Raw genomic sequence first — 22172 nt, forward strand, 5'->3', positions numbered from 1 at the left:
AGCCAATAGCTTTTTCAGAAAAGGATTGAATATTATCAGGCGAGGATTTAAGAATCCTACAAAAGTCTTTGTCCAACTCTGGAATAAATGCTTTGGGGCATTTGCAAAATGGATAAATATACAAATGTCTTACAATCAAAACTTTAAAGAAATCTTCGGGTAGAGTATGACATTTTATAATTCATAATTCAAAACTCATAACTATTATAAATTCTTATAACAAAACAAAACCATGAAAATTTCACAAGAAGACAGAATCCAACAGTTGATAACTGATTGGACAACCAACCCACGTTGGAAAGGCGTAGAAAGACCTTACACCGCTGCCGAAGTAGCACGTTTAGCAGGTTCGTATCAGTTTGATTTTAGTATCGCTCGCATGGGTGCTGAACGCCTTTGGAACTTGTTACAGACTGACGAATGGGTAGCTGGCTTAGGAGCATTGACGGGAAATCAGGCTGTGCAAGAAGTACAAGCAGGGATGAAAGCCATTTACTTGAGTGGCTGGCAAGTAGCTGCAGATGCCAACCTTTCAGGCAATATGTACCCAGACCAAAGTTTGTATCCTGCCGATAGCGTACCAAACGTAGTAAAAAGAATCAACAACGCATTGTTGCGTGCAGACCAAATTCAATCAGTAAGTGGCGAAGGCGATGTGCATTGGATGGTACCCATCGTAGCAGATGCAGAAGCTGGTTTTGGCGGAAACTTAAACGCCTTTGAATTGATGAAATGGATGATTGAAGCAGGAGCTTCGGGCGTTCACTTTGAAGACCAATTATCTTCGGCTAAAAAATGTGGACACTTGGGCGGAAAAGTATTAGTACCTACGCAAGAAGCCATTAATAAATTAATTGCCGCACGTTTGGCAGCAGATGTTTGTGGAGTACCAACTTTGGTGATTGCTCGTACAGATGCAGAAGCCGCAAATTTGATTACTTCTGATGTTGACGACAGAGACAAATCTTTTGTAGAGTATGAAAAAGGAAGAACTTCAGAAGGTTTCTATCATGTAAAAAATGGTTTACAACAAGGTATCGACAGAGGATTGAGCTACGCACCTTATGCAGACTTAATTTGGATGGAAACAGGAAATCCAGATTTAGCAATGGCACGTGCTTTTGCCGAAGGTATTCATGCTAAATTTCCAGGAAAAATGTTGGCTTACAACTGTTCGCCTTCGTTCAACTGGGCGAAATTCATGGATGAAAAACAAATGGAAACTTTCCGTGAAGAATTAGCGGCAATGGGCTACAAATTCCAGTTTATTACTTTGGCTGGTTTCCATGCCCTTAATACGGCCATGTTCGAACTTTCATCAGACTACGTAGCTCGTGGAATGGCTGGTTTCTCGCAATTACAACAAAGAGAATTTGCTTTACAAAGCAAAGGCTTCAAAGCAATAAAACACCAAGCTTTTGTAGGAACAGGTTATTTTGATGCCATTCAAAGTACTGTTACAAATGGCTTGAGTTCAACTGGAGCATTAAAAGGCTCGACGGAAGAAGAACAATTTCATTAATTGATTGATTAGTCTTGGGGATGAAAAAAGCCTGTTCATTTTGTGTGACAGGCTTTTTTTACTCAAAGAATCTATAAAAAAACAATAATCTCTATTCTTAAAAAAGTATATGGTAGTGGACTATTAAGCTTATTGACTTTCACAATAATACATTCATCAAGCTTTACAATTCATTTATTCTTTCAGTTTTGTCTTGATCAAATTAACAATTAAAAAAATGAAACATGACATCCTTACTTCTGATTTTAGCAAAATAGCTAAACAAAAAGTGAATCATCCATTATTAAATCTCCACACCGACATTCACCTCAACCTTAGAGTATCAACACTTATCGAGGAAGCTCTGAAAAATGGTGAAGGTACACTTACGGATACAGGTGCTTTTATGTGCGACACTGGTAAATTTACAGGACGCTCGCCAAAAGACAAGTTTACGGTATATGACGATAAAACCGCTGAAACAGTAGCTTGGGGAGAAATCAATCAGACTTTTGAGGCTGATAAATTTGAAGCTCTTTACCAAAAGATGTTGACTTTCGTTGCCAACAAAAAACTCTACGCTCGTTATATTTATGCTTGTGCTGCACCCGAACACCGAACCAATATTTTAGTTGTAAATACATTAGCTTGGCATAACCTATTTTGTAATCACTTGTTTCTTCGCCCAACTGAAAACGAAATTGAAAACTTTGAACCAGAATGGTTGATTTTGAATGTGCCAGAATTTGAAGCTAATCCTGCCATTGATGGTACTCGTCAAGGCAATTTTACTATCATTGATTTCACCAGAAAAATCATTTTGATTGGCGGAACGGCTTATGCTGGAGAAATGAAAAAAGGCATTTTCACAGTACTGAATTATATTTTACCAGAAGAGAAAAAAGTACTTTCGATGCACTGTTCTGCCAACATTGGCAAAGACGGCGATACGGCTTTATTCTTCGGTTTGTCAGGTACAGGAAAAACAACACTTTCAGCCGACCCATACAGAAAACTCATCGGTGACGACGAACATGGCTGGGACGATAAACAAGTATTTAATTTTGAAGGTGGTTGTTATGCCAAAGTTATCAACCTAAGCCAAGAGCAAGAACCAGAAATTTTTGGTGCTATCCGCTACGGTGCTATTTTAGAAAATACTCGTTTTATCGAAGGTACTACCAGTGTGGACTATACCAACCAAAGCGTTACCGAAAATACCCGTACTGCTTATCCAATTAATTATATTCCGAATATAGCTGTGCCGTCGGTTGGCAATGCTCCTAAAAATATTTTCTTCCTTACGGCAGATGCTTTCGGAGTTTTACCTCCAATTTCAAAATTGAGTACAGAACAAGCCATGTACTATTTTGTGGCTGGTTATACTTCAAAATTGGCAGGAACAGAAATGGGAGTAAAAGAACCACAAGCTACTTTCTCGGCTTGCTTTGGAGCAGCATTTTTACCATTACATCCCCTAAAATATGCTGATTTATTAGGCGAAAAAATCAAAGCTGGCGATGTAAAAGTATGGTTGATTAATACAGGCTGGTCGGGCGGTGGTTATGGTGTTGGTTCAAGAATGAAACTTTCTTATACTCGTGCCATGATTCACGCAGCTCTGAAGGGGGATTTTGAAAGAATTAATTTCATCAAACACGATGTTTTCGGTTTAGAAATGCCTGAAAGTTGCCCAAATGTGCCGCAAGAATTATTGAATCCTAAAAATACTTGGGCAGACAAAGAAGCCTATGATACAAAAGCTAAAAACTTGGCGGTATCATTTGAAGAAAACTATCTTAGAATTAGTGGTAAATAGATTATCAGCTGTGAGCTATGAGCTGTCAGATTTCAGCTGTGAGCATTGAGCTATGAGATTTGAGATTTTTTTTAAGAATTAAACCAAAAAAGCTCAAAGCTCATAGCTGATAGCTTACAAAAAACTATGACCAACAACCTTAATCTCGCTTTACCTGTTGGCACTACGCTCGACAGGTTTATCAATCGCCAGCAAGAAGCTTTTCCGTATGCCAAAGGAGAACTTTCTCAGTTGTTGAGGGACATTGCTCTGGCTTCAAAAATCATCAATCGTGAAATTAATCGAGCAGGATTAATCGACATTACGGGTGCTTTAGGAACTGAAAATGTTCAAGGTGAATCACAGCAAAAATTAGATATGATTGCCAATATTCGATTTATCAGGGCTTTGATTAATGGCGGAGAAGTAGTGGGCATAGTCTCGGAAGAAGATGACGAAATTATCCAAACAGGTAATCTGAACGCAAAGTACGTGGTAGCGATAGACCCTTTAGACGGTTCATCGAATATTGATGTAAACGTTTCTATCGGAACAATTTTTTCTATTTATCGAAGAATCAGCCCTATCGGAACGCCAGCCACCGAAGCCGATTTTTTACAAGGTGGACGCAAACAAATAGCAGCAGGTTATATACTTTATGGTTCTTCGACCATCATGGTTTATACCACAGGCAAAGGTGTAAATGGTTTTACTTATGAAAATTCTCTGGGCGAGTATTTCCTTTCACATCCTGACATGAAAATGCCAGAAAATGGCAAAATTTATTCGGTCAACGATGCTTATTATGATGAATTTCAGAATCCTATCAAAGATTTTATCAATAAAATGCGTCAAGAATCAGGCTGTATGGCACGTTATATTGGTTCGTTGGTGGGAGATTTCCATAGAAATTTATTAAAAGGTGGCATTTATATTTATCCGCCAACACGCAAAGCTAAAGATGGGAAACTACGTTTACTTTACGAATGTTACCCATTGGCTTTCGTAATTGAACAAGCAGGCGGAGTATCCTCAGACGGAACACAAAGTATTTTAGATATTCAACCAAAAACACTTCATCAACGAAACATTGCCTATTTAGGCTCTAAAAAACTATTATTTAACCTAAAAAAAAGGCTGGATAAATATCATGACTTGATGATAGAGCAAATGGAAAATGGACTTTGATTATTTTTAATTCGTTTTTATCCAAAATTGCTGTTCTGAATAAAACAGACAAGTCAGGATATTACTTCCTCAGTAAAAAAGATTATTTTGCACAAAAAATGGGAACTGTGTAAAATAATCTTTTTTCTTATGAAAATTATATTCAAAATCTTCTTGTCGATTAGCTTAAATCTTTTTCTTTTTGGAAATCTTCAAGCTCAAAAGCAATTTGCTGAAATTTGGTTCACAAGCTCAGACGAATCTATTTTGTTTAAAAAGCAAGCCAAAACTTTCAATTTTGAATATACCAACAATACTTTACCGAATATTATCATCGACGAAAGTAAGACTTTTCAGAAAATGGATGGCTTTGGTTTTACTTTGACAGGAGGAAGCGCCATGCTTATCAACCAAATGAATACTAAAGAAAGAGCAGCTTTATTACAAGAACTTTTTGCCACAAATGATGCTAATATTGGTATTAGTTATCTCAGAATCAGCGTTGGTGCTTCTGATTTAGACGACCATGTTTTTTCGTATGATGATTTACCCGAAGGAGAAACCGACCCAGAATTGAATAAATTTAATTTAGCAGCCGACCAACAATATTTAATTCCTGTTTTAAAACAGATTTTAGCAATTAATCCCGAGATTAAGATTTTGGCTTCGCCTTGGTCACCACCAGTTTGGATGAAAAGCAATGCAAACTCAAAAGGCGGAAGTTTAAAGCCAGAGTATTATACCACTTATGCGAAATATTTATTAAAGTATATTCAGGAAATGAAGAAAGAAGGCATCAGAATTGATGCTTTGACAGTGCAAAACGAACCACTTCATCCCGGAAACAATCCAAGTTTATTGATGTTGCCCGAAGAACAAGGACTTTTTGTAAGAAAACATTTAGGTCCAATTTTCAAAGCGTCAAAAGCTGATACTAAAATCATTATTTATGACCATAATGCTGACCGTCCAGATTATCCAATCACAATTTTGAACGACCAAGAAGCTAGAAAATACATTGATGGCTCAGCCTTTCATTTGTATGGAGGTTATATTAATACTTTGTCGGATGTACACAATGCTCATCCTGATAAAAACTTATATTTTACTGAACAATGGATCGGAAGTCCTGGAAATTTCTCTGGAGATTTAATTTGGCATGTAAAAAACCTCATCATTGGTGCGTCCAAAAATTGGTGTAAAACGGTATTAGAATGGAATTTAGCTGCCGACCCAAAACAAAATCCACATACAGAAGGCGGATGTACAGAATGTCTTGGAGCAATTACAATTGATAAAAATAATATTAAAAGAAATCCTGCTTACTATATCATTGCACACGCTTCAAAATTTGTAAGACCTAATTCTGTCCGAATTTTTTCAAATACAACCATTAGTTTACCTAACGTTGCCTTCAAAACTCCTTCTGGGAGAAAAGTTTTGATAGTTCAAAACGAAAGTAATAAAGCACAGAAATTCAATATTTCGTATCAAGGGAAAAAAGCCATTCAAACTCTTGAGGCTGGGGTTGTGGCTACTTATGTTTGGTAGGTTTCTTGAAAATTAAGTAAAAAACACATTTATCAGAAAAATTAAAAACATAAAACATGAGTCATCCCGAATTTTAAAATCACAAAAAAGCGGCCAAAAAACTAATTTCGATCGCTTTTTTATGATTGATGGGCAACGAATTCCTACTGTTTGAGCGAAGCGAGTTTAGGAATTCTTGAATTTCTTTTGCGGCCGCCGCTGCGGTTACTTTTCTTGTTTCAAGACAAGAAAAGTAAGGATTGTACAATAATAAATATAAAAACCTCTCAAATCGTCCTAAACCTCACTATTCTAAGAAAAAATTCGGGATGACTCATGTTTAATTTTAAAATTCTGAATAACTATTTCTGAGCAATTACTTTATTAGAATCAACCTTTGTCACTTTATCTTCCCAACCGATGTTTACTTCTACATTTGGCAAGGCTTTTTGTAAGGCTATTACGCCTACTTTTGTAACTTTTGTTTGCCAGCAATATACTTTCTTTAAGTTTTTGAACTTGGCTAATTCTTTCAGTCCTGCATCACCTATTTGAGTATCAAACAAATTGATGTATTCTAAAAATGGTAAATCTTTCAATTGAGCCATTCCAGCATCTGTGATGGCTGTATGTTCTAAATGCAAACGTGTGAGATGCTTTAGTTTAGCAATTTCAATTAATGATTTATCAGTAATTTTCGTACTTCCCAACTTCAACCAGATAATTTGTTCTGATAAATTTATCAAGAGATTAATTTTTGAATCATCAAAGTTTCGAGCATTCACAAAGTTGACATCCAAAAAATTATGACTTTTTGAAACTGGCATTACCATTACATTTAACGCCTTTAGTTTTTGAATATCGTTTTCTGACGCAACAGGAACTTTTTCGCTAAAAACGGCTGAAATACTTTCTCCGCCTGTAGCATCACTACCTTCGCTCCCACTTGCCAAAGAGGCTAACAATGGCTTTACTTTTTCGTCTGGTTTTAGTTGAGCTACTTTTTTATCAAAAGCCGCTCCGTTTTGAATCCACCAATGCAAAAGTGAAATTTCTTGTGCTGTCAAAGGTGTTTTGCCTTTGGGTGGCATGTGATGTTCATCTTCTTCAGGCAATAACAAACGCTTGATTAATTCACTATTAGCAACATCATTTGCTTTGATGATTACTCCGTTTTTACCGCCTTTCATCAAAAGTTCATGAGTATCCATTCGTAACCCGCCTTTTATTTTGTTGGCATTATGGCACGACCAACATTTTTGTTCCATCACAGGAGCTACAATATCTTGATAGACCAATGCTTCGTTTATATTTTCTATTGTCTTTTTTTCACCAGATGTCCCTTTTTCTCTTGGTGGTAAACCTACTAAAGAACGAAAAGGCTCGGGAGTGAAACTATAGAGATAATCTTCGCCATGCGTCATATTTCCACCTAAATGCCCTGTGCCAGTTAACAAAATCACAATCAAGTAAACGGCAGGCATATATGCTTTTTTCATGGTTGGGTCTTCTTGCCAATTTACTTTCATGTACCAAGCAGCTAAAGCAACCAATGCTACACCAATGCCCATCCATTGATGCAAAAACAGCGTTTCTTCACTGTATTCGCCAGAACTTGAGAGTAAATAACCAAAAATACATGAGATAACTGCGGTCAACATACCCCAAAATAAAATTGGAGCAATAGCTGGTTGTAAAGCTGTTAATCCTTTTTTACGAGAAATCAATTCTAAAATCGCTGCAATCATCAACATCCCGATAGGTAAATGAACTACCACGGGATGAAAATGCCCAAAAAACATTGCCCAGTCTGAAGGAGCATTGGCTTGTAATACAATCATTGTTTTGAATAGCTTTAAGTTTTTAGCTATGAGCTTTAAACTTTTTCCTTTACTTGGCGTAGTTTCCTACACTACGTTAAGCAAAGGAAATCAATATTTATTCTTTATTTCCTTGAATTACTGATGGCATGACTGTGAGTCATGCCATCAGTTGAAGTGGGAGTGTTTCAATACAGTTTAAGCGAGCTAAGACTCTGATTTTTTGAGTACTGACTCAGTGTGGGTGAGCTGGTACTCAGATTTTATGAGCTTCAATACAGTTTGAGCAAGCTAAGACTCTGATTTTTTGAGTACTAACTCAGTATGGGCGAGCTGGTACTCAGATTTTCTGTATTCCAGTTCACTAAATCTGTACTCTAATACAGAAAATCTGAGTTACAATACAGTTTAAGCGAGCTAAGACTCAGTATTAGTGAGTTAAGTATTTTGTTGTGGTTTATGGATAAAAACACCCCAAAAGGAGGAATGTAATGTGGACTGGTCAGGAGACCAGCCACGGGAATAGCACTAAATTCATTCCTCATTCCGCACTCCAAACTCAGCACAAAAATTCACTCCTCATTCCGCACTCAAAACTCAGCACTTCTAAGCGATTCTTTCTAATTTAATCGGATATGTTTTTTTAGAACTCCATTGTGGAACGTAAATATTTTCGTCTGAATCAACCCAAACATCATGTGGGTGCATAAATACTTGGTTGGGGTCGTCTTTGTACTGGCGTTGAAGTTTTCCGTCTTTGTAAATCGGTTCAGAACCACCCGGCGTTGATATTACCTTCATGTTTTTATCCATTACCTGAATGTAGCCTGAGTTATTCCAAGATTGGTCTGAACTTCTGTAAGCAGCCGCAAAAATATAGTCACCATGCAATACTGGGCGACAAACGAACGTACCGGGCAAATGATATACTGCTAAAAACTTACCGTCTAAAGTAAATCTTTTCATACAAGTATGCGAACGGTCAGTGATGAGTAAAGTGGGATTCTTTTTATCACGAGTATCTACTAAAATACCATGACAAGTATCAAATTTTTCATCTGAATATTCTTTTGAGTATCCACCAAAATGACGAATGTATTTTCCTTTGCTGTCGTACTGCGTAATGTATTGTGAACCGTAACCATCGGCAACATAAATATCCCCATTAGCTGGATTAATTGCAGTTTCAGTTGGAACAAATCGGTTGGGAGATTCATAAACGCCTGTTTCTTTTGGGTACTCCAATTTCATTACTTCACGACCTTTCAAATCTGTTTTAATCACTTGATGACGATTGTTATCACAAATAAATAAAAACTGCTCTCCGCCTTCGTTTGAAATCGTCAAACCATGTGCACCGGGATAAGTAGTTCCCCAAGCTTCTAACAATTTCCCTGATTTATCATAAATCAAAATATTGTTTTTGGTTTCATTGGTACACATAATCAAACGACCTTTGGCATCTTCAACCATTTCGTGGCAATCATTTACGGGGTTTTTATCGGCATCCAAAACGCCCCATCCTGCCACTACTTTATACTTGTGAGAATTGTGTCCAATAACAATATTTTCCATTTTCTTTTGAATTTTATTTGCTGAAACTGAATTAACGACTAAACCAGTTCCCATCGCTAAAGTACTGGTTTTTAGAAAATTTCTTCTTGATTGATGCTCGTTCATGGATTATGATTTGTGATATTCGTTGAAAACTAATTTATTTCCAAAAGGGTCAATTAAGTTGATAAATCTGGCATTCCAAAAAGCTTCTTCCAATGAAGGACGGTAGTACTTGTAGGGTTTTGCCTGTAATTCTTGAAAAAAACTATCTATGTCAATACAGTTGATGAATACTTTTGCAGCAGGCGAACAATCACCAACGTGTTCGGTCAAATGAAAAGTCAATTCCTCTCTTGAAATCTGAATGTAATAGGGCATATTTTCTTCAAATTGATGAGACCAATCTTCTTTGAAACCCAGCCAATCAATGTAAAATTCTTTAGCTTTATCAACATCAAAGATTCTCAATAAAGGAATTGTCTTTTCTATTTTCATTTTATTTCTCTGTTCCCGTGGCTGGTCTCCCGACCAGTCCACATTGATTATCCTGAATGCTATTCAAGCAGTATTTGCAAAAATAATGTTGGCTTGGTGGCTGGTCGAGAGACCAGCCACGGAAAAGGAATAGACCAATCTCTACTTATTTCTCTAACTCAATTACATTGTCGATTTCGTTTTTATCCAAAGCCGCTACATCAAAAACAAAGTAATTATTATCTAATTTTTGGAATTTAACGGCTGTTCCATTTTTAAATAATTTTGCCGTTTTGAATGCTTGTGGGATTTTTAACATGAATTTATCATCCTTTAATTTTAATAAATGAAGATAAATTTTGTTGCCTTTTTCGGTAACTGCTCCCCACTCTTGCGGACGAATAAATCCACCTTTTGTGCCGTAAATAGTTTCGCCATAAACTTTTGTCCAGTCACCAACTTTTGCCAAACGCTCTACAAATTCAGGCTGAATTTCACCATTGGGCATTGGGCCAACGTTTAATAAAAAGTTTGCTCCATAACCAGCAGCACGCACCAAGTAATCCACCAATTGCTTTGACGATTTATAATTATCATCTTTGATATTATAGCCCCAAGCTCCGTTGAGCGTCTCACAAGTTTCTAATGGTAAAGTAGAAATTTCTTGTCCACTCAAACCACCTTTATTTTCGCCCGGTAAATCACGTTCAAACATTTGAAAATCTTCTCCCGGAATCGGACTTAAATGGTGATTGTTTCCGATTAAACATTGCGGTTGAAGTTTGTGAATCAAGCTATAAATTTCTTCGTATTTCCAATCAATTTTAGATTGTAAAGATTTGTCATGGTCATTATCCAATTGGTCCCAATGTCCATCAAACCATATTGCTGATACTTCGCCGTATTTCGTCAAAAGCTCTGTCAATTGGTTTTTCATAAAATTTAAGTAACTGGCATAATCACTTTTTTTCGTGCGTCCAGTTCCTTTACCTGTTTTTCCTGTTTCGTAAGGATAATCGTCACGATACCAGTCTAATAATGAGTAATAAAAACAAATTTTGATGCCTTGTTTGTGACATTCGTCTGCCAATTCTTTTACAATATCTCTTTTGAATGGCGTATTCATAATGTTCCAGTCCGACTGCTTGGTAGCGAAATTGCTGAAACTATCATGGTGACGAGTAATTAGAGTAATGTACTTCATGCCTGCACCTTTGGCGATGTCCACCCAAGTTTTAGCATTGAAATCAACAGGATTGAAAGCTCTTTGAAGCCTTGTATAATCTTTAACAGGAATGTTTTTATTTTGCATGACCCATTCGCCATCGCCTAAAACACTTGATAAACCCCAGTGAATGAACATTCCGAAACGGGCTTCTTCAAACGCTTTTCGGGCTTTGATGTTTTCTGGACTTGGCGTATAACCAGTCTGAGCAAAAGTGGACATACTTGCCAGTAAAACCCAAAAAGCAACTTGTATTTTTCTCATAATAATTTGTATTGTTTGTTTTCAAAAAAAGGTTTTTACCTTCATTTATACTCACTCACACTGTCCTGTTTAATCAGGATAGCACCGATTGAATCACTTTTCCGCTGGTATCGGTCAGTCTAAAATTTCTTCCTTGGAATGGATAAGTAAATTCTTCGTGGTTGAAACCCAAACAGTGCATAATGGTCGCTTGCAAATCAAAAACAGAAGTACGGTCTTTGATGCCCACATAGCCCACAGGGTCGGTTTCGCCATGCGAGTAACCGCCTTTGATACCTCCGCCTGCCATCCAAACCGTAAAAGCTTCGGTGTGATGGTCTCTTCCTTTAAAGGCAGCGGCTTTTCCTTCACGGTTTTCTGCCATTGGCGTTCTGCCAAATTCTGCTCCCCAAACAATAAGTGTTTCGTCTAATAAACCTCTTTGTTTTAAATCTTGAATTAATGCCGTGATAGCTTTGTCAACGGTCGAACACTTTTTGCTTAATCCATTCGCAACATCCGAATCTTCTGAACCACCGCCATGCGAATCCCAACCCCAATCGAAAAGCTGTACAAAACGTACTCCTTGTTCCACTAATTTTCTGGCTAACAGACAGTTATTCGCAAAAGATTCTTTTCCCAATTGTGTGCCGTACATTTCGTGAATATAGGCAGGCTCTTTGGTAATATCCATTACTTCTGGAACAGTAGTTTGCATTCTGAAAGCCATTTCGTATTGCGAAATACGAGCTAAGGTTTCGGGGTCATGAAATTCTTCGTAAGATTCTTGATTGATTTCCGTGATAGCATCAATCGTACTTTTACGTACATCTCGATTAATCCCTGTTGGGTCAGAAATATACAAAACGGGTTCGCCTTGATTTCTACACTGAACGCCTTGATACACCGAAGGTAAAAAACCACTTCCCCACAAAGCCTTTCCGCCATCTGGATTTTTTCCTCCAGAAGTAAGTACCATGTATCCTGGCAAATTTTGGTTTTCTGAACCCAAACCATAAGTTGCCCAAGTCCCTGTACTTGGTCGCCCCAAGCGTGCTGAACCCGTGTGAAGTAACAACTGAGCAGGAGCATGATTGAACTGGTCGGTGTACATGGCTTTGATAAAAGAAATATCGTCTGCCACGCTTTGTAAATGTGGCATTTTGTCCGACATCCACGCACCGCTTTTTCCTACTTGTTGGAATTGTGCTTGCGGCCCCATCATTTGCGGAACGCCACTGATAAAGGCAAATTTTTTCCCTTCCAGAAATGAAGGCGGACAGCTTTGTCCGTCCAATTTCATCAAGTCGGGCTTATAGTCAAATAATTCTAATTGCGAAGGAGCACCCGCCATGTGCAAGTAAATGACAGATTTGGCTTTGCCAGCAAAATGAGGCATTTTGGGCGATAATGGATTAGAAACTGAAGTATTTTGCTGCGTACTTCCACAACTTTGTAACAAAGAACCCATCGCCATCATGCCCAAACCAGTAGTACACTGCTTGAGAAAATGCCGACGAGTTTCGTAGCGAAACTTTTCAAAAAGAAGTTCCTGTTGTAAATTTTTCATAGTTTATTCAATGAATAAAAGCTTTTAGGCTTCAAAAAAACAAATCCCAAATCAATATCTTTCTTTTACAATAAATTCATCCCAAATTCATTCAATCAAGTGGGACTATTGAAAAAATTCCATCCAAAATCACAAATCAAAATTCAATCTAAAATCCCACTCTATTGAAAAATTTCATCCGAAATCACAAATCCAACATCCCAAATCAAAATCATTCTTTCATAATAAATTCATCCAAATTCAATAAAGTACTTGCTACCAATGTTTTAGCCGCCAAGTCTGGAATATTTTTTGGTTTGATATTATCGTCTGGACAAATGTTAAGTAGTTTTTCAGCCTCTGTTCTATTTTTCTGATACGTTTGAAAAGTAGTAGAATAAAGCTTTTTCAAGACCGCCAATTTCTTCTCGGAAATCGTTTTGCACATCGTAAATTGGTACGTATTGCTAATCTGTTCGTCGAGCGTCCCTCCTACTTTATCCATTTTTTTTGCCAGATGTTTGGCACATTCCAGATACACAGGGTCATTCAAAGTAACGAGTGCTTGCAAAGGCGTATTGGTACGGATTCTTCTTGCCAAACAAATATCACGATTCGCCCCATCGAAAGTAATCATTGAAGGATAAGGCGTTGAGCGTCGCCAATAAGTATATAAAGCTCTTCGATATTGATCTTCATTTTCGCTGGTTTTCCAAGCCATACTGCTGTAAGGCGTGTTCCAAATGCCATCAGGCTGATAAGGCATTACACTTTTTCCATACATTTTTTGGCTTAATAAACCACTCACCAACAAAGCTTGGTCACGGATTTGTTCTGCCGACAAACGCACTCTTGGTCCACGAGCCAACAAACGATTCATCGGGTCTTTATCTAACAAATCTTGATTCGCTTTTGAATCTTGCTGATAAGTAGCCGACATCACGATTTCTTTCAATAATTTTTTAGGTTTCCATTGATACTCATCCATGAATTTTACCGCTAAAAAATCTAACAAATCCGCATTGGTTGGCGTAAAACCTTGTGTACCAAAATCTTCTAAGGTTTCGACTAAACCTGTTCCAAAAATTTGTTCCCAAAAACGATTAACAGCTACTCGGGCTGTTAATGGATTTTCTTTACTTCCCAGCCACATTGCTAAACCCAAGCGATTTTTGGGTGCATTTTCGGGTAATTTACCTAAAGAAGCAGGAATATCTGGTTGAACAAATGTCGTTTTTGCTAACCAATTGCCTCGCTCCCACACATGAGTTTGACGAGCATACTCTTTTGGCGAATCAAGCATCACGGGCGTATTTTCTGTATTGGCACTGACCAATGCCAAAAATTCCTTTTTCTTTTCAGCATAATCCGCCCTTCCCTTGCCCGGAAATTCGGGTAATAAGGTAAAACTTCCGATGATACAAGTACTTTGGTCGGGTTTTACTTTAGCATTTTTAAAAGTTAAATACCAGTCTTGGCGACCGTTCATTACTGGCAAATCATATAATTGATAATCCCAAGAATTTGTCCAACCGCCTTTTTGGGTAGTATCTAATTTTATGGTTGTGAGTACTTTGCCCGTTAAAGAACCTAAGTGAATTTCCATTAAGGTCGGACTTCCAGTTTTATTTCCGTAAGCTACCAATAATTGGCGTTTACCCGTCAAGGGCAAGGATTTGAATCGTACCGAACCGCCATTTCTAATTCCCAAGTACTTGGTATCTGCCAATGCTCCATTAATAAATTGGTCGCCTGAATGTGGATGAATTTTAGGTTCTAAAAATGTCAAATACTGACTAATTTCTTGCTCTTTGGCTGTGCCAAAATTGTTTTTTATCCAATGTTGTAAATCTGTTAATTTCGCTTTGTCCTCAGGCTTTGTGAATTGACGGAGATAAGGCGAATCGTCAGGAATGTCTTCGTCACGAGTATTATAAAAAAACGCCATTGATTTATAATAATCTTCGTGCCGAATGGGGTCATAAGGATGCGAATGACATTGCACGCAAGCAAAAGTAGTTGATTGAAAAACCTCCCAAGTCGTGTTTACTCTATCGACCATAGTGGCATTTCTAAACTCTTCATCATCCGTTCCGCCTTCGTCATTATTGACAGTATTCCGATGAAAAGCCGTAGCGATGTACTGTTCTTCAGTAGGATTTTTCAATAAATCGCCTGCCAACTGTTCTTTTATGAATTGGTTATAAGGCAAATCTTTGTTAAAAGCTTTAATCACATAATCTCGATACTGCCAAATATTTCTGCCTTCGTCTTTTTCGTAGCCTTTGGTATCCGAATACCTTGCCATATCGAGCCACATTCCTGCCCAACGTTCGCCGTACTGCGGAGAAGCCAGTAAAGAATCGACTACTTTTTCGTAGGCGTTGTCGGCATCATCTTTCAAAAAATCCTGAATTTGTTTTTCGGTAGGTGGTAAACCCGTCAAATCTAAAAATACTCTTCTGAGCAAAATCGACTTTTCTGCTTGTTTTGAAGGACTTAATCCTTCCTCATCCAATTTATTTTTTACGAAATAATCAATGTCATTTTTCTCCCATTTACTCGAAAACAAACTCAATAAACCAGCAAAAAAGCCTTTGTTAGGTACTTTTGGCATTTCTGGTTTTACAAAAGCCCAGTGCTCGCCCCAATTTGCTCCTTGATTCACCCATTTTGTCAAGATTTCAATTTCCTCTTTTTTCAACGGTTCTTTTTTCAAAGGCATTCTTTCCTCTGGGTCTTTGTGCGTCAGACGAATGATAAATTCAGAATGTTTGGCATCGCCCGGAATAATGGCAGGTTTGCCCGACTCCGTTTTGCCCAAAGCCTCCTCACGAAACAACAAACTAAATCCACCTTGTTTTTTCACGCCACCGTGACAAGCAATGCAATGTTTGTTCAGAATCGGTTTTACTTCTGTGCTGTAATTTACTTTGTTGGCTTCTCCCAAAAATGAATACACAGAATATCCTCCGATAGTGATAATACTACTGATGAAGAGTAATTTATTCGTATTCATAAAAATTTATTGAGTGATTTCTTAATCTATTGAGTGATTGATTGAATGAGTGATTTAGTGATTAAAAATATTTATTAATCTGTACAATGTTTAATTCTGATTACTTAACAAAGTCCTAAGTGATAATCTATTTTCACTCAGAACAATCCGTAGCGGCAACCCTTTCGGTTGCACGTCCATTGTAGCGGCAACTCCAAGGGTTGCCGCTACAATGATAAAAAAAGTATTCTTCAATCAGATTTTTAAAACTTGAGCCATTACTTCTAATACTAATGCAATTAATACACTTCAAAATAGTAGAATAATTTTTAAAATGCTGTCTGTAATTGCAGTGAAAAAGCGATAAACTGAATGTTTTAGGCAAGGACATTTCCTTTACTCAGCATTCTGCACTCACAATTCGCAACTCATGCTAATGCCCCAAAAAAACATCTTCTAATTCTTCTAAAGTCTTTCCTTTAGTTTCTTTTACTTTCAATTTAATAAACCAAAAACCAGCAAAACACACCACAGCGTACATCCAGAATGGGCCAAAAGTACCCAGCTTTTCTGCCAAAATTGGAAAAGTAAATACCAAGACAAAATAGGCAGCCCACAAAGCTAAAATGGCAATGGAAGAAGCTTTTCCTCTGATTTTATTCGGAAAAATTTCAGAAATCAACACCCAAGTAACGGGTGCTAAAGAACAAGCATAAGTACTAATTGCCATCAATACAAAAAGGGAAAGTACTCGTGGGTCAGCATGATTTTTCAAGAGTAAAGCAATGATAATGTACAAGACCGAAAGCCCGAGTGAACCCACTAACATCAAAGGTTTTCGTCCTATTTTATCTACTTTATTCATGGCGAAAATGGTAAAAATCAAATTGATTGCACCAATAGCCACGGTTTCAAAAAGTTGTCTATCAAGATTTGCTCCTACGGTTTCAAAAATGGTTGAAGTATAATTAAATACCACATTGATACCACATAATTGCTGAAAAACTGCTAAGCCAATACCTACCAAAACAGCAGGTCTGTAATCTACTTTTAGCAATAATTTAAATGATTCTTTCTGAACATTCTCTAAAGATTTTTCCACGTCGTGAATCGTTTTTTGGGCAAAATCATTGCCTCCGATTTTAGTTAGAATGGATTCACCTAAAGCTATTTTCCCATGTTGAATCAACCAGCGTGGACTTTCTGGCAACCAAAATACACCGACAAAAAAGGTAAGTGAAGGAATAACACCTAAGCCAAACATCCATCGCCAAGCTTCTGTCCCAATAGAAGAAAGTTGGTAGTTGACCAAATTGGTAATCAAAATTCCGATAACAATTGTGAGTTGATTGATGGAAACATTTCTTCCTCTAATTTCTGCAGGTGATACTTCTGCTATGTACATCGGACTTAGCATAGAAGCCATTCCTACACCGATACCTGCGATCAACCTCATTACAATAAAGATGGACAAATTACTGGAAAATGCCATTCCCAAAGAAGATAAAGCAAAAACTAAGGCTGAAATCATTAAGGCTGGTCTTCTGCCGTGTTTGTCGGCAATTTTTCCTGCCAACATACAGCCCAACATACAGCCTAATGCTAATGAACCCGTTAAAAACCCTTCCCACCAAGCATTCAGAGCAAATACTTCTCTTAAAAATGGTAAAGCTCCTGAAATTACGGCAAAATCAAAGCCGAAAAGATAACCTCCCAAAGCAGAGATAAAAGAAATCAAAAATGTATAGCGAGTATTGTTCGTATTTTTCTCCATGATTATTATTTGAATATACTTATATTATATTAAAGAATTACCAGTTGATATGTTAATTTTACATGACTGTTTTGATAAAAACATAGATAATATTACTAAACGTATTGAATGATGATAGAGAAACAAGAAGGTTTTGTTGGGCAACGAACTTACATCATGCCCAATGAATTACTAACCCGAATTGCCAAGCATCCATTGGTTGAAGCATTACATATTACAGATATTGGTTATTACCCAAAAGCGGGTTTTCACGCTCGTGAACGCAAGTATGGTTGTTTACAACATATTTTGATTTACTGTGTGCATGGCGAAGGTTGGTTTGAAATCAATCAACAAAAACACCTTGTAAAACCTGACCATTTCTTTATTCTACCTGCCAATATTGCCCACCGATACGGAGCAAACCTAAGTAATCCATGGTCTATTTACTGGGTACATTTTACAGGTTCTCGTTCCACTCATTACCTTGATTTTCTGATTGATGTTTCAGAAAATTATGCACCGATTATGATGCCGCCCAACAACGAGCGAATAGTAATGTTTGATGATATTATTTCACATATAGAGATGTCCTTCAACGACGATAATATAGTTTACGCCAACACCAGTTTTGCCCATTTTCTTACTACTTTCAAAATCTCTGTTTTTAACCCCAATCCACAGCAATCATCCGACGCAGACCCCATCAGTAAAGTGATTTTTTATATGAAAGAACATCTTACTGAAAATCTTACTTTGGAACAATTAGCAGAAGTAGCAGGAATGTCAGCTTCGCACTTTTCAGCAGTATTTCGCCAAAAAGTACAAAGCTCACCTATCAATTTTTTCACTTTCCTCAAGATTCAACAAGCTTGCCGTTTGTTAGAATACAGCAAGTTGAGAGTAAAAGAAATTTCCTATCAAATTGGTTATAACGACCCTTATCATTTCAGCAGAGTATTCACAACCGTAATGGGCGTTTCGCCACGTGATTTTAGAAAAATGGGGAAACATTAATTTTTTAGCAATTAGAAAAAAGTGATTGGTGATTAGCATTACATCAAATTATGTGCTTGCCTAAAATAAGTTGATTTTTTGTCAACCTATTTTAGGCAAGCACAGCTAATCACCAATCACTTTTTTCTAATCACTACTTTCAATGATTAGCTTTTCAAAAAATTAATCATCTTTTTATGTAAAATCGCTCCTTGATGATTGATGTTCAAGCTTAGTATTTTATCAAAAAAAGTTTGAGCCTCCTCATAGAAACCTAAGCCTAAATGTCCCAAACCAATCAAATAAAAGCAATGAATTTGATTTCTTTCGTTTAAATCTGCATCAAAAACCAATAAATCGGGTAAAGAAACAGCGAAGTAATCAATCTTTACTTCATCACTTTGATGAACTTCTCCAAAGCCAATCAGCCTATGAAAAAGAGCTTCTGCTTTTTCAAGATTCCCTAATTTTTTCCAAGCCAAACCTTGATAGAAAATTTTATCGGGTTGTTGATCATTATAAAAAATTGCCTGTGCGGGTTCGTCTAAACCTATCATTGCTAACTGAAAATTTTCTTTCGCTTTTTCTGGCATTGCTAAACCTTCATAAGCCAATCCTTTTAAATAGAAAATATCATTTTCCTGCACGCCAAATAATTTGCCTTCCCCTAAATTGATTGGATACTTTTCTGCGGCATTTAGCAAGCTTAAAGCTTTTTCAAAATTTTGATGTAGAATAGCTTTTTTAGCTAATTCAAGATGACAAATTAAGTACTGTCCTACTACTTTTCCTTCGCCGCCTTCCCAAGGATGAAACTGTCGAGAAGCTAGTAATTCAACCGCTTTTGCATAATTTCCTAATTGATTATGCAAAGTAATTCTTTCTAAAAATAAATCATCTCGCTGGTTACTTACTTCAAGGTCTTTTTCTAATAAATTCAATCGTTCTTGCGGATTGTAATTCAATTTTTTATACAATTGGTCGAGTTCCATCAATACTCTGGCATCTTTCGGGTCTAAAGCAAAAGCCTTTTCCATCGCTTCAAGCGACTTTTTTGCATCATTTAGTTTATTAAAGTAAGCCAAAGATAAATTTCTAAAAACCGTAGGAAAAGTGTCGTTTATATTCGCTGAACGCTCCCAACAAGCAATAGCTTCAGGATATTGACGATTGGCATACCAAAAATTTCCTAAGAAATAATAAGCGTTCGCATCCAATGGGTTTTGTTCCACAGCCCATGTCAAAACTACTACTTCATCTAAACGATTCGGAAAAACATATGCTGGATTTGCCTGTTGAGCATTCTCTAAAAAGCGTAATTTTTGTGCTTCCTCGCCAAGATTTTCGTAAGTAAAAGCCATAAAATAATACACCATCGGATAAGCTTCTTTACTTTCTGAAAGATAAATCGACAATAAATCAGCGACTTCCTGAAAAAGACCAGCTTCTAAATAATCGGTAGCGTATTCCAGATAAGTATGTACATTTTGGCGTAAAAGTGTGGTAAGTCTTGTGAAAGTTTCTTTGGCTAATTTTTTATCAAAAGCCTTTTCAATGAGATACTTTTCAAACAAACAGCCCACATTGAATTGATCTATTTGTAAACTTTCTTCTATCAGTTTTAAGGCTTCTTCTTTTCTGTTCAAATGGCGAAGAATGGATACTTTCAGATGACGAGCAGTATGTCCATGCCAATTTCTGAGCATCGAATTACTTACTTCTTCTAAAGCTTGTTCGTATTTTCCCTGACGAACTGAAATTCTTGCCAAAGCTAAATAAGCGTTATCTTGCCAAGCGGCATTCCAAGTTGCTTTAAAAAATACTTCATAGGCTTTATCGTAATCTTCCAGTTTTGTCAAACAAAGTCCCAAATTGAAATATGCTTCGCCATTATAAGGATTTGGATTTCTTTGCGTTAAGGTTTGAATTGCCTTTTCAAAATACGGTTTTGCTTTGGCAAATTGCCCACGTTTGTAATACCACAAGCCCATCGCATTGTTTGAACGAATATCTTGTGGGTCACGGCGGAGCACTTCTTCGTAATAATCAGTAGCTAAATAAGTAGCATGACGATACTGCTCGATGTGTTGCCCTGTCAGAAACAATTGCTCATTACTTTCAATTTCAGCAGGAGTTTTTGCAGCCATAGCAGGTGCTGGGATCTCCTTTTCTACTTGTAATTCTGGCTGATACCCCACCAATTCAGTGCCATCGGAAGATGATAAACGCAAATGCAATTGTTCCAGTTGAATATCTGAGTAAGGCAAATAATGATGAAATGCCTGCTCTGGAGAAATATCAATAGTCTCTGCAAAAATAATATTATCATTCAAGCTCAATTCAATCTTGGCTTTTGGGTACGAAGCCGTCGTGTAAGCTTTGAGATGAATGATATTATTTTCGTACTCCAAATTAATTGCCGCTTCTTTCGTAGCGTTTTTTACGATACCAATTTCGCTGTAAGGCATAAAGTATTGTACAAAACGACGTTCTTCGTTGGGCATTATCCATGAAAAATCAGGTTGATTATCGGTAAAAACTCCCGTCATTAATTCAATGTAAGGACCATCCTCATCCGTCAAATTTCTGTCCCAAGCATAGCCAAATTCACCATTTCCCCAAGTCCATTGTTTTTTTCCGGGCGAAACATGATGATTAGCCACATGAAGCAAACCTCCTTTGCTGTCGTTTTCATAACCGCCCATAAAATCGTACTTCGATTTTATCGCCATATAAGACGTAGGCACAGGAATATTTTTATACCAAGAAATATCCGTTCCGGGCGAATAATCTACTTTATAATAAGTGCGTTTGGCGATTGGAAAGGAAGAAACATCTCGTTTTCCGTGGTCGAAAACAGCATAAACATCTGGCGGAAAAACAGATTGATAATAATCGTTTACTTTCACTGCTGGATTTGCCCACCACAGAAAAGTCTGTGGAATACTTGTACGATTGTACAATACTCCTTGAATTTCTAAATAAGCTTTATCAGGATGTAAAGTAAAGCCTGCCATGCCTTTGGTACGAAACATTCTTTCAACTTCACTTACCCAAACCGTTTTTGAGCCATCGGCATTTTCTTCAATCGAAAAATCAATGGCTTCAAAAGTACTCGGACGGTGATGTTGAGGCCAATTAAACTCAATTCCGCCCGAAATCCAAGGCCCAGTTAAACCAACCAAAGCAGGTTTAATCACTTGATTATAATAAATAAAATGACGTTGCTTTACTTTGTCATAAGCCATTTGGATTCTTCCTCCCAATTCTGGTAAAATCATAATTTTTAAATATTGATTTTCCAGATAAATGGCTTGATAACTTTTATCCTCTTTAGTATCTTCTATTTTTTCAATAACAGCGTGCGGATATACAACACCGCTACTTCCTTGATATACTCTTTTTTCTAAAAACATCGGATTCTTTTCTGGCTTTCCAATGCCATAAGTAGGAATCAAGACTGTTTCTTCCCAAACATTCACTAATTGATTATTCATAATTATTGTATGCAAGTTCTTGGTTAAGGTTTTTACAAAACACCGATGGGAGATGTAAAATAAA

13 protein-coding genes are annotated in these 22172 nt (G+C 37.1%); 5 read left to right on the forward strand and 8 right to left on the reverse strand.

The features are described 5' to 3' along the window. Positions 1–232: 232 nt before the first annotated feature. The 4 genes from aceA (at position 233) to HNP25_RS19105 (ending at position 6017) form a co-directional block, all read left to right on the forward strand. Complete coding sequence (gene aceA / locus HNP25_RS19090; protein ID WP_221432513.1) at positions 233–1522, forward strand: isocitrate lyase; 1290 nt, start codon at positions 233–235, stop codon at positions 1520–1522. Positions 1523–1739: 217 nt separating this feature from the next. Beyond that, positions 1740–3320, forward strand: coding sequence for a phosphoenolpyruvate carboxykinase (ATP) (gene pckA, locus HNP25_RS19095; protein WP_184136896.1), 1581 nt, complete (start codon positions 1740–1742; stop codon positions 3318–3320). Positions 3321–3446: 126 nt separating this feature from the next. Continuing rightward, a complete protein-coding gene (gene fbp, locus HNP25_RS19100) occupies positions 3447–4487 on the forward strand; it encodes a class 1 fructose-bisphosphatase (RefSeq protein WP_184136898.1) in 1041 nt (346 codons plus the stop codon). Between the two features lie 129 nt (positions 4488–4616). Next, positions 4617–6017 (forward strand): glycoside hydrolase family 30 protein, encoded by a 1401-nt coding sequence (locus HNP25_RS19105; RefSeq protein ID WP_184136900.1) that lies wholly within the window; start codon positions 4617–4619, stop codon positions 6015–6017. Positions 6018–6358: 341 nt separating this feature from the next. Here the strand turns inward: HNP25_RS19105 and HNP25_RS19110 are convergent, their stop codons facing one another. The 7 genes from HNP25_RS19110 to HNP25_RS19140 all read right to left on the reverse strand — a co-directional run bounded on the left by HNP25_RS19110 (position 6359) and on the right by HNP25_RS19140 (position 17636). Next, entirely contained in the window at positions 6359–7837 is a 1479-nt protein-coding gene (locus HNP25_RS19110) for a c-type cytochrome domain-containing protein (protein WP_184136902.1), read from the reverse strand. Positions 7838–8422: 585 nt separating this feature from the next. After that, entirely contained in the window at positions 8423–9496 is a 1074-nt protein-coding gene (locus HNP25_RS19115; RefSeq protein WP_184136904.1) for an NHL repeat-containing protein, read from the reverse strand. 3 nt (positions 9497–9499) lie between these two features. Continuing rightward, entirely contained in the window at positions 9500–9868 is a 369-nt protein-coding gene (locus HNP25_RS19120) for a glyoxalase superfamily protein (RefSeq protein ID WP_184136906.1), read from the reverse strand. Between the two features lie 145 nt (positions 9869–10013). Beyond that, positions 10014–11336 (reverse strand): alpha-L-fucosidase, encoded by a 1323-nt coding sequence (locus HNP25_RS19125; protein WP_184136908.1) that lies wholly within the window; start codon positions 11334–11336, stop codon positions 10014–10016. A gap of 73 nt (positions 11337–11409) precedes the next feature. Next, positions 11410–12885, reverse strand: a complete 1476-nt coding sequence (locus tag HNP25_RS19130) for a DUF1501 domain-containing protein (RefSeq protein ID WP_184136910.1) — start codon at positions 12883–12885, stop codon at positions 11410–11412. A gap of 211 nt (positions 12886–13096) precedes the next feature. Continuing rightward, positions 13097–15883: a DUF1553 domain-containing protein gene (locus tag HNP25_RS19135; protein WP_184136912.1), complete on the reverse strand. Its 2787-nt coding sequence runs from the start codon at positions 15881–15883 to the stop codon at positions 13097–13099. Between the two features lie 412 nt (positions 15884–16295). After that, entirely contained in the window at positions 16296–17636 is a 1341-nt protein-coding gene (locus HNP25_RS19140) for a sugar porter family MFS transporter (RefSeq protein WP_184136914.1), read from the reverse strand. Positions 17637–17744: 108 nt separating this feature from the next. Here HNP25_RS19140 and HNP25_RS19145 point away from each other — a divergent pair, with 108 nt between their 5' ends. Further along, positions 17745–18632 carry an AraC family transcriptional regulator gene (locus tag HNP25_RS19145; RefSeq protein ID WP_221432514.1) on the forward strand — a complete coding sequence of 296 codons (888 nt, stop codon included), beginning with the start codon at positions 17745–17747 and terminating at the stop codon, positions 18630–18632. Positions 18633–18778: 146 nt separating this feature from the next. On the opposite strand, the gene HNP25_RS19150 is transcribed toward HNP25_RS19145, so the two are convergent. Further along, positions 18779–22108 (reverse strand): DUF5107 domain-containing protein, encoded by a 3330-nt coding sequence (locus HNP25_RS19150; protein ID WP_184136918.1) that lies wholly within the window; start codon positions 22106–22108, stop codon positions 18779–18781. Positions 22109–22172: the final 64 nt, after the last annotated feature.

This window comes from Arcicella rosea (assembly GCF_014204325.1).
In the GTDB taxonomy this organism is placed as follows: Bacteria; Bacteroidota; Bacteroidia; order Cytophagales; family Spirosomataceae; genus Arcicella; species Arcicella rosea_A.

Coding starts and splice junctions, on each gene's coding strand:
- HNP25_RS19130 (WP_184136910.1), bottom strand. CDS start 12,885: ATGAAAAATTTACAACAGGAACTTCTTTTTGAAAAGTTTCGCTACGAA.
- pckA (WP_184136896.1), top strand. CDS start 1,740: ATGAAACATGACATCCTTACTTCTGATTTTAGCAAAATAGCTAAACAA.
- HNP25_RS19145 (WP_221432514.1), top strand. CDS start 17,745: ATGATGATAGAGAAACAAGAAGGTTTTGTTGGGCAACGAACTTACATC.
- HNP25_RS19120 (WP_184136906.1), bottom strand. CDS start 9,868: ATGAAAATAGAAAAGACAATTCCTTTATTGAGAATCTTTGATGTTGAT.
- fbp (WP_184136898.1), top strand. CDS start 3,447: ATGACCAACAACCTTAATCTCGCTTTACCTGTTGGCACTACGCTCGAC.
- HNP25_RS19115 (WP_184136904.1), bottom strand. CDS start 9,496: ATGAACGAGCATCAATCAAGAAGAAATTTTCTAAAAACCAGTACTTTA.
- HNP25_RS19150 (WP_184136918.1), bottom strand. CDS start 22,108: ATGAATAATCAATTAGTGAATGTTTGGGAAGAAACAGTCTTGATTCCT.
- HNP25_RS19105 (WP_184136900.1), top strand. CDS start 4,617: ATGAAAATTATATTCAAAATCTTCTTGTCGATTAGCTTAAATCTTTTT.
- HNP25_RS19110 (WP_184136902.1), bottom strand. CDS start 7,837: ATGATTGTATTACAAGCCAATGCTCCTTCAGACTGGGCAATGTTTTTT.
- HNP25_RS19125 (WP_184136908.1), bottom strand. CDS start 11,336: ATGAGAAAAATACAAGTTGCTTTTTGGGTTTTACTGGCAAGTATGTCC.
- HNP25_RS19140 (WP_184136914.1), bottom strand. CDS start 17,636: ATGGAGAAAAATACGAACAATACTCGCTATACATTTTTGATTTCTTTT.
- HNP25_RS19135 (WP_184136912.1), bottom strand. CDS start 15,883: ATGAATACGAATAAATTACTCTTCATCAGTAGTATTATCACTATCGGA.
- aceA (WP_221432513.1), top strand. CDS start 233: ATGAAAATTTCACAAGAAGACAGAATCCAACAGTTGATAACTGATTGG.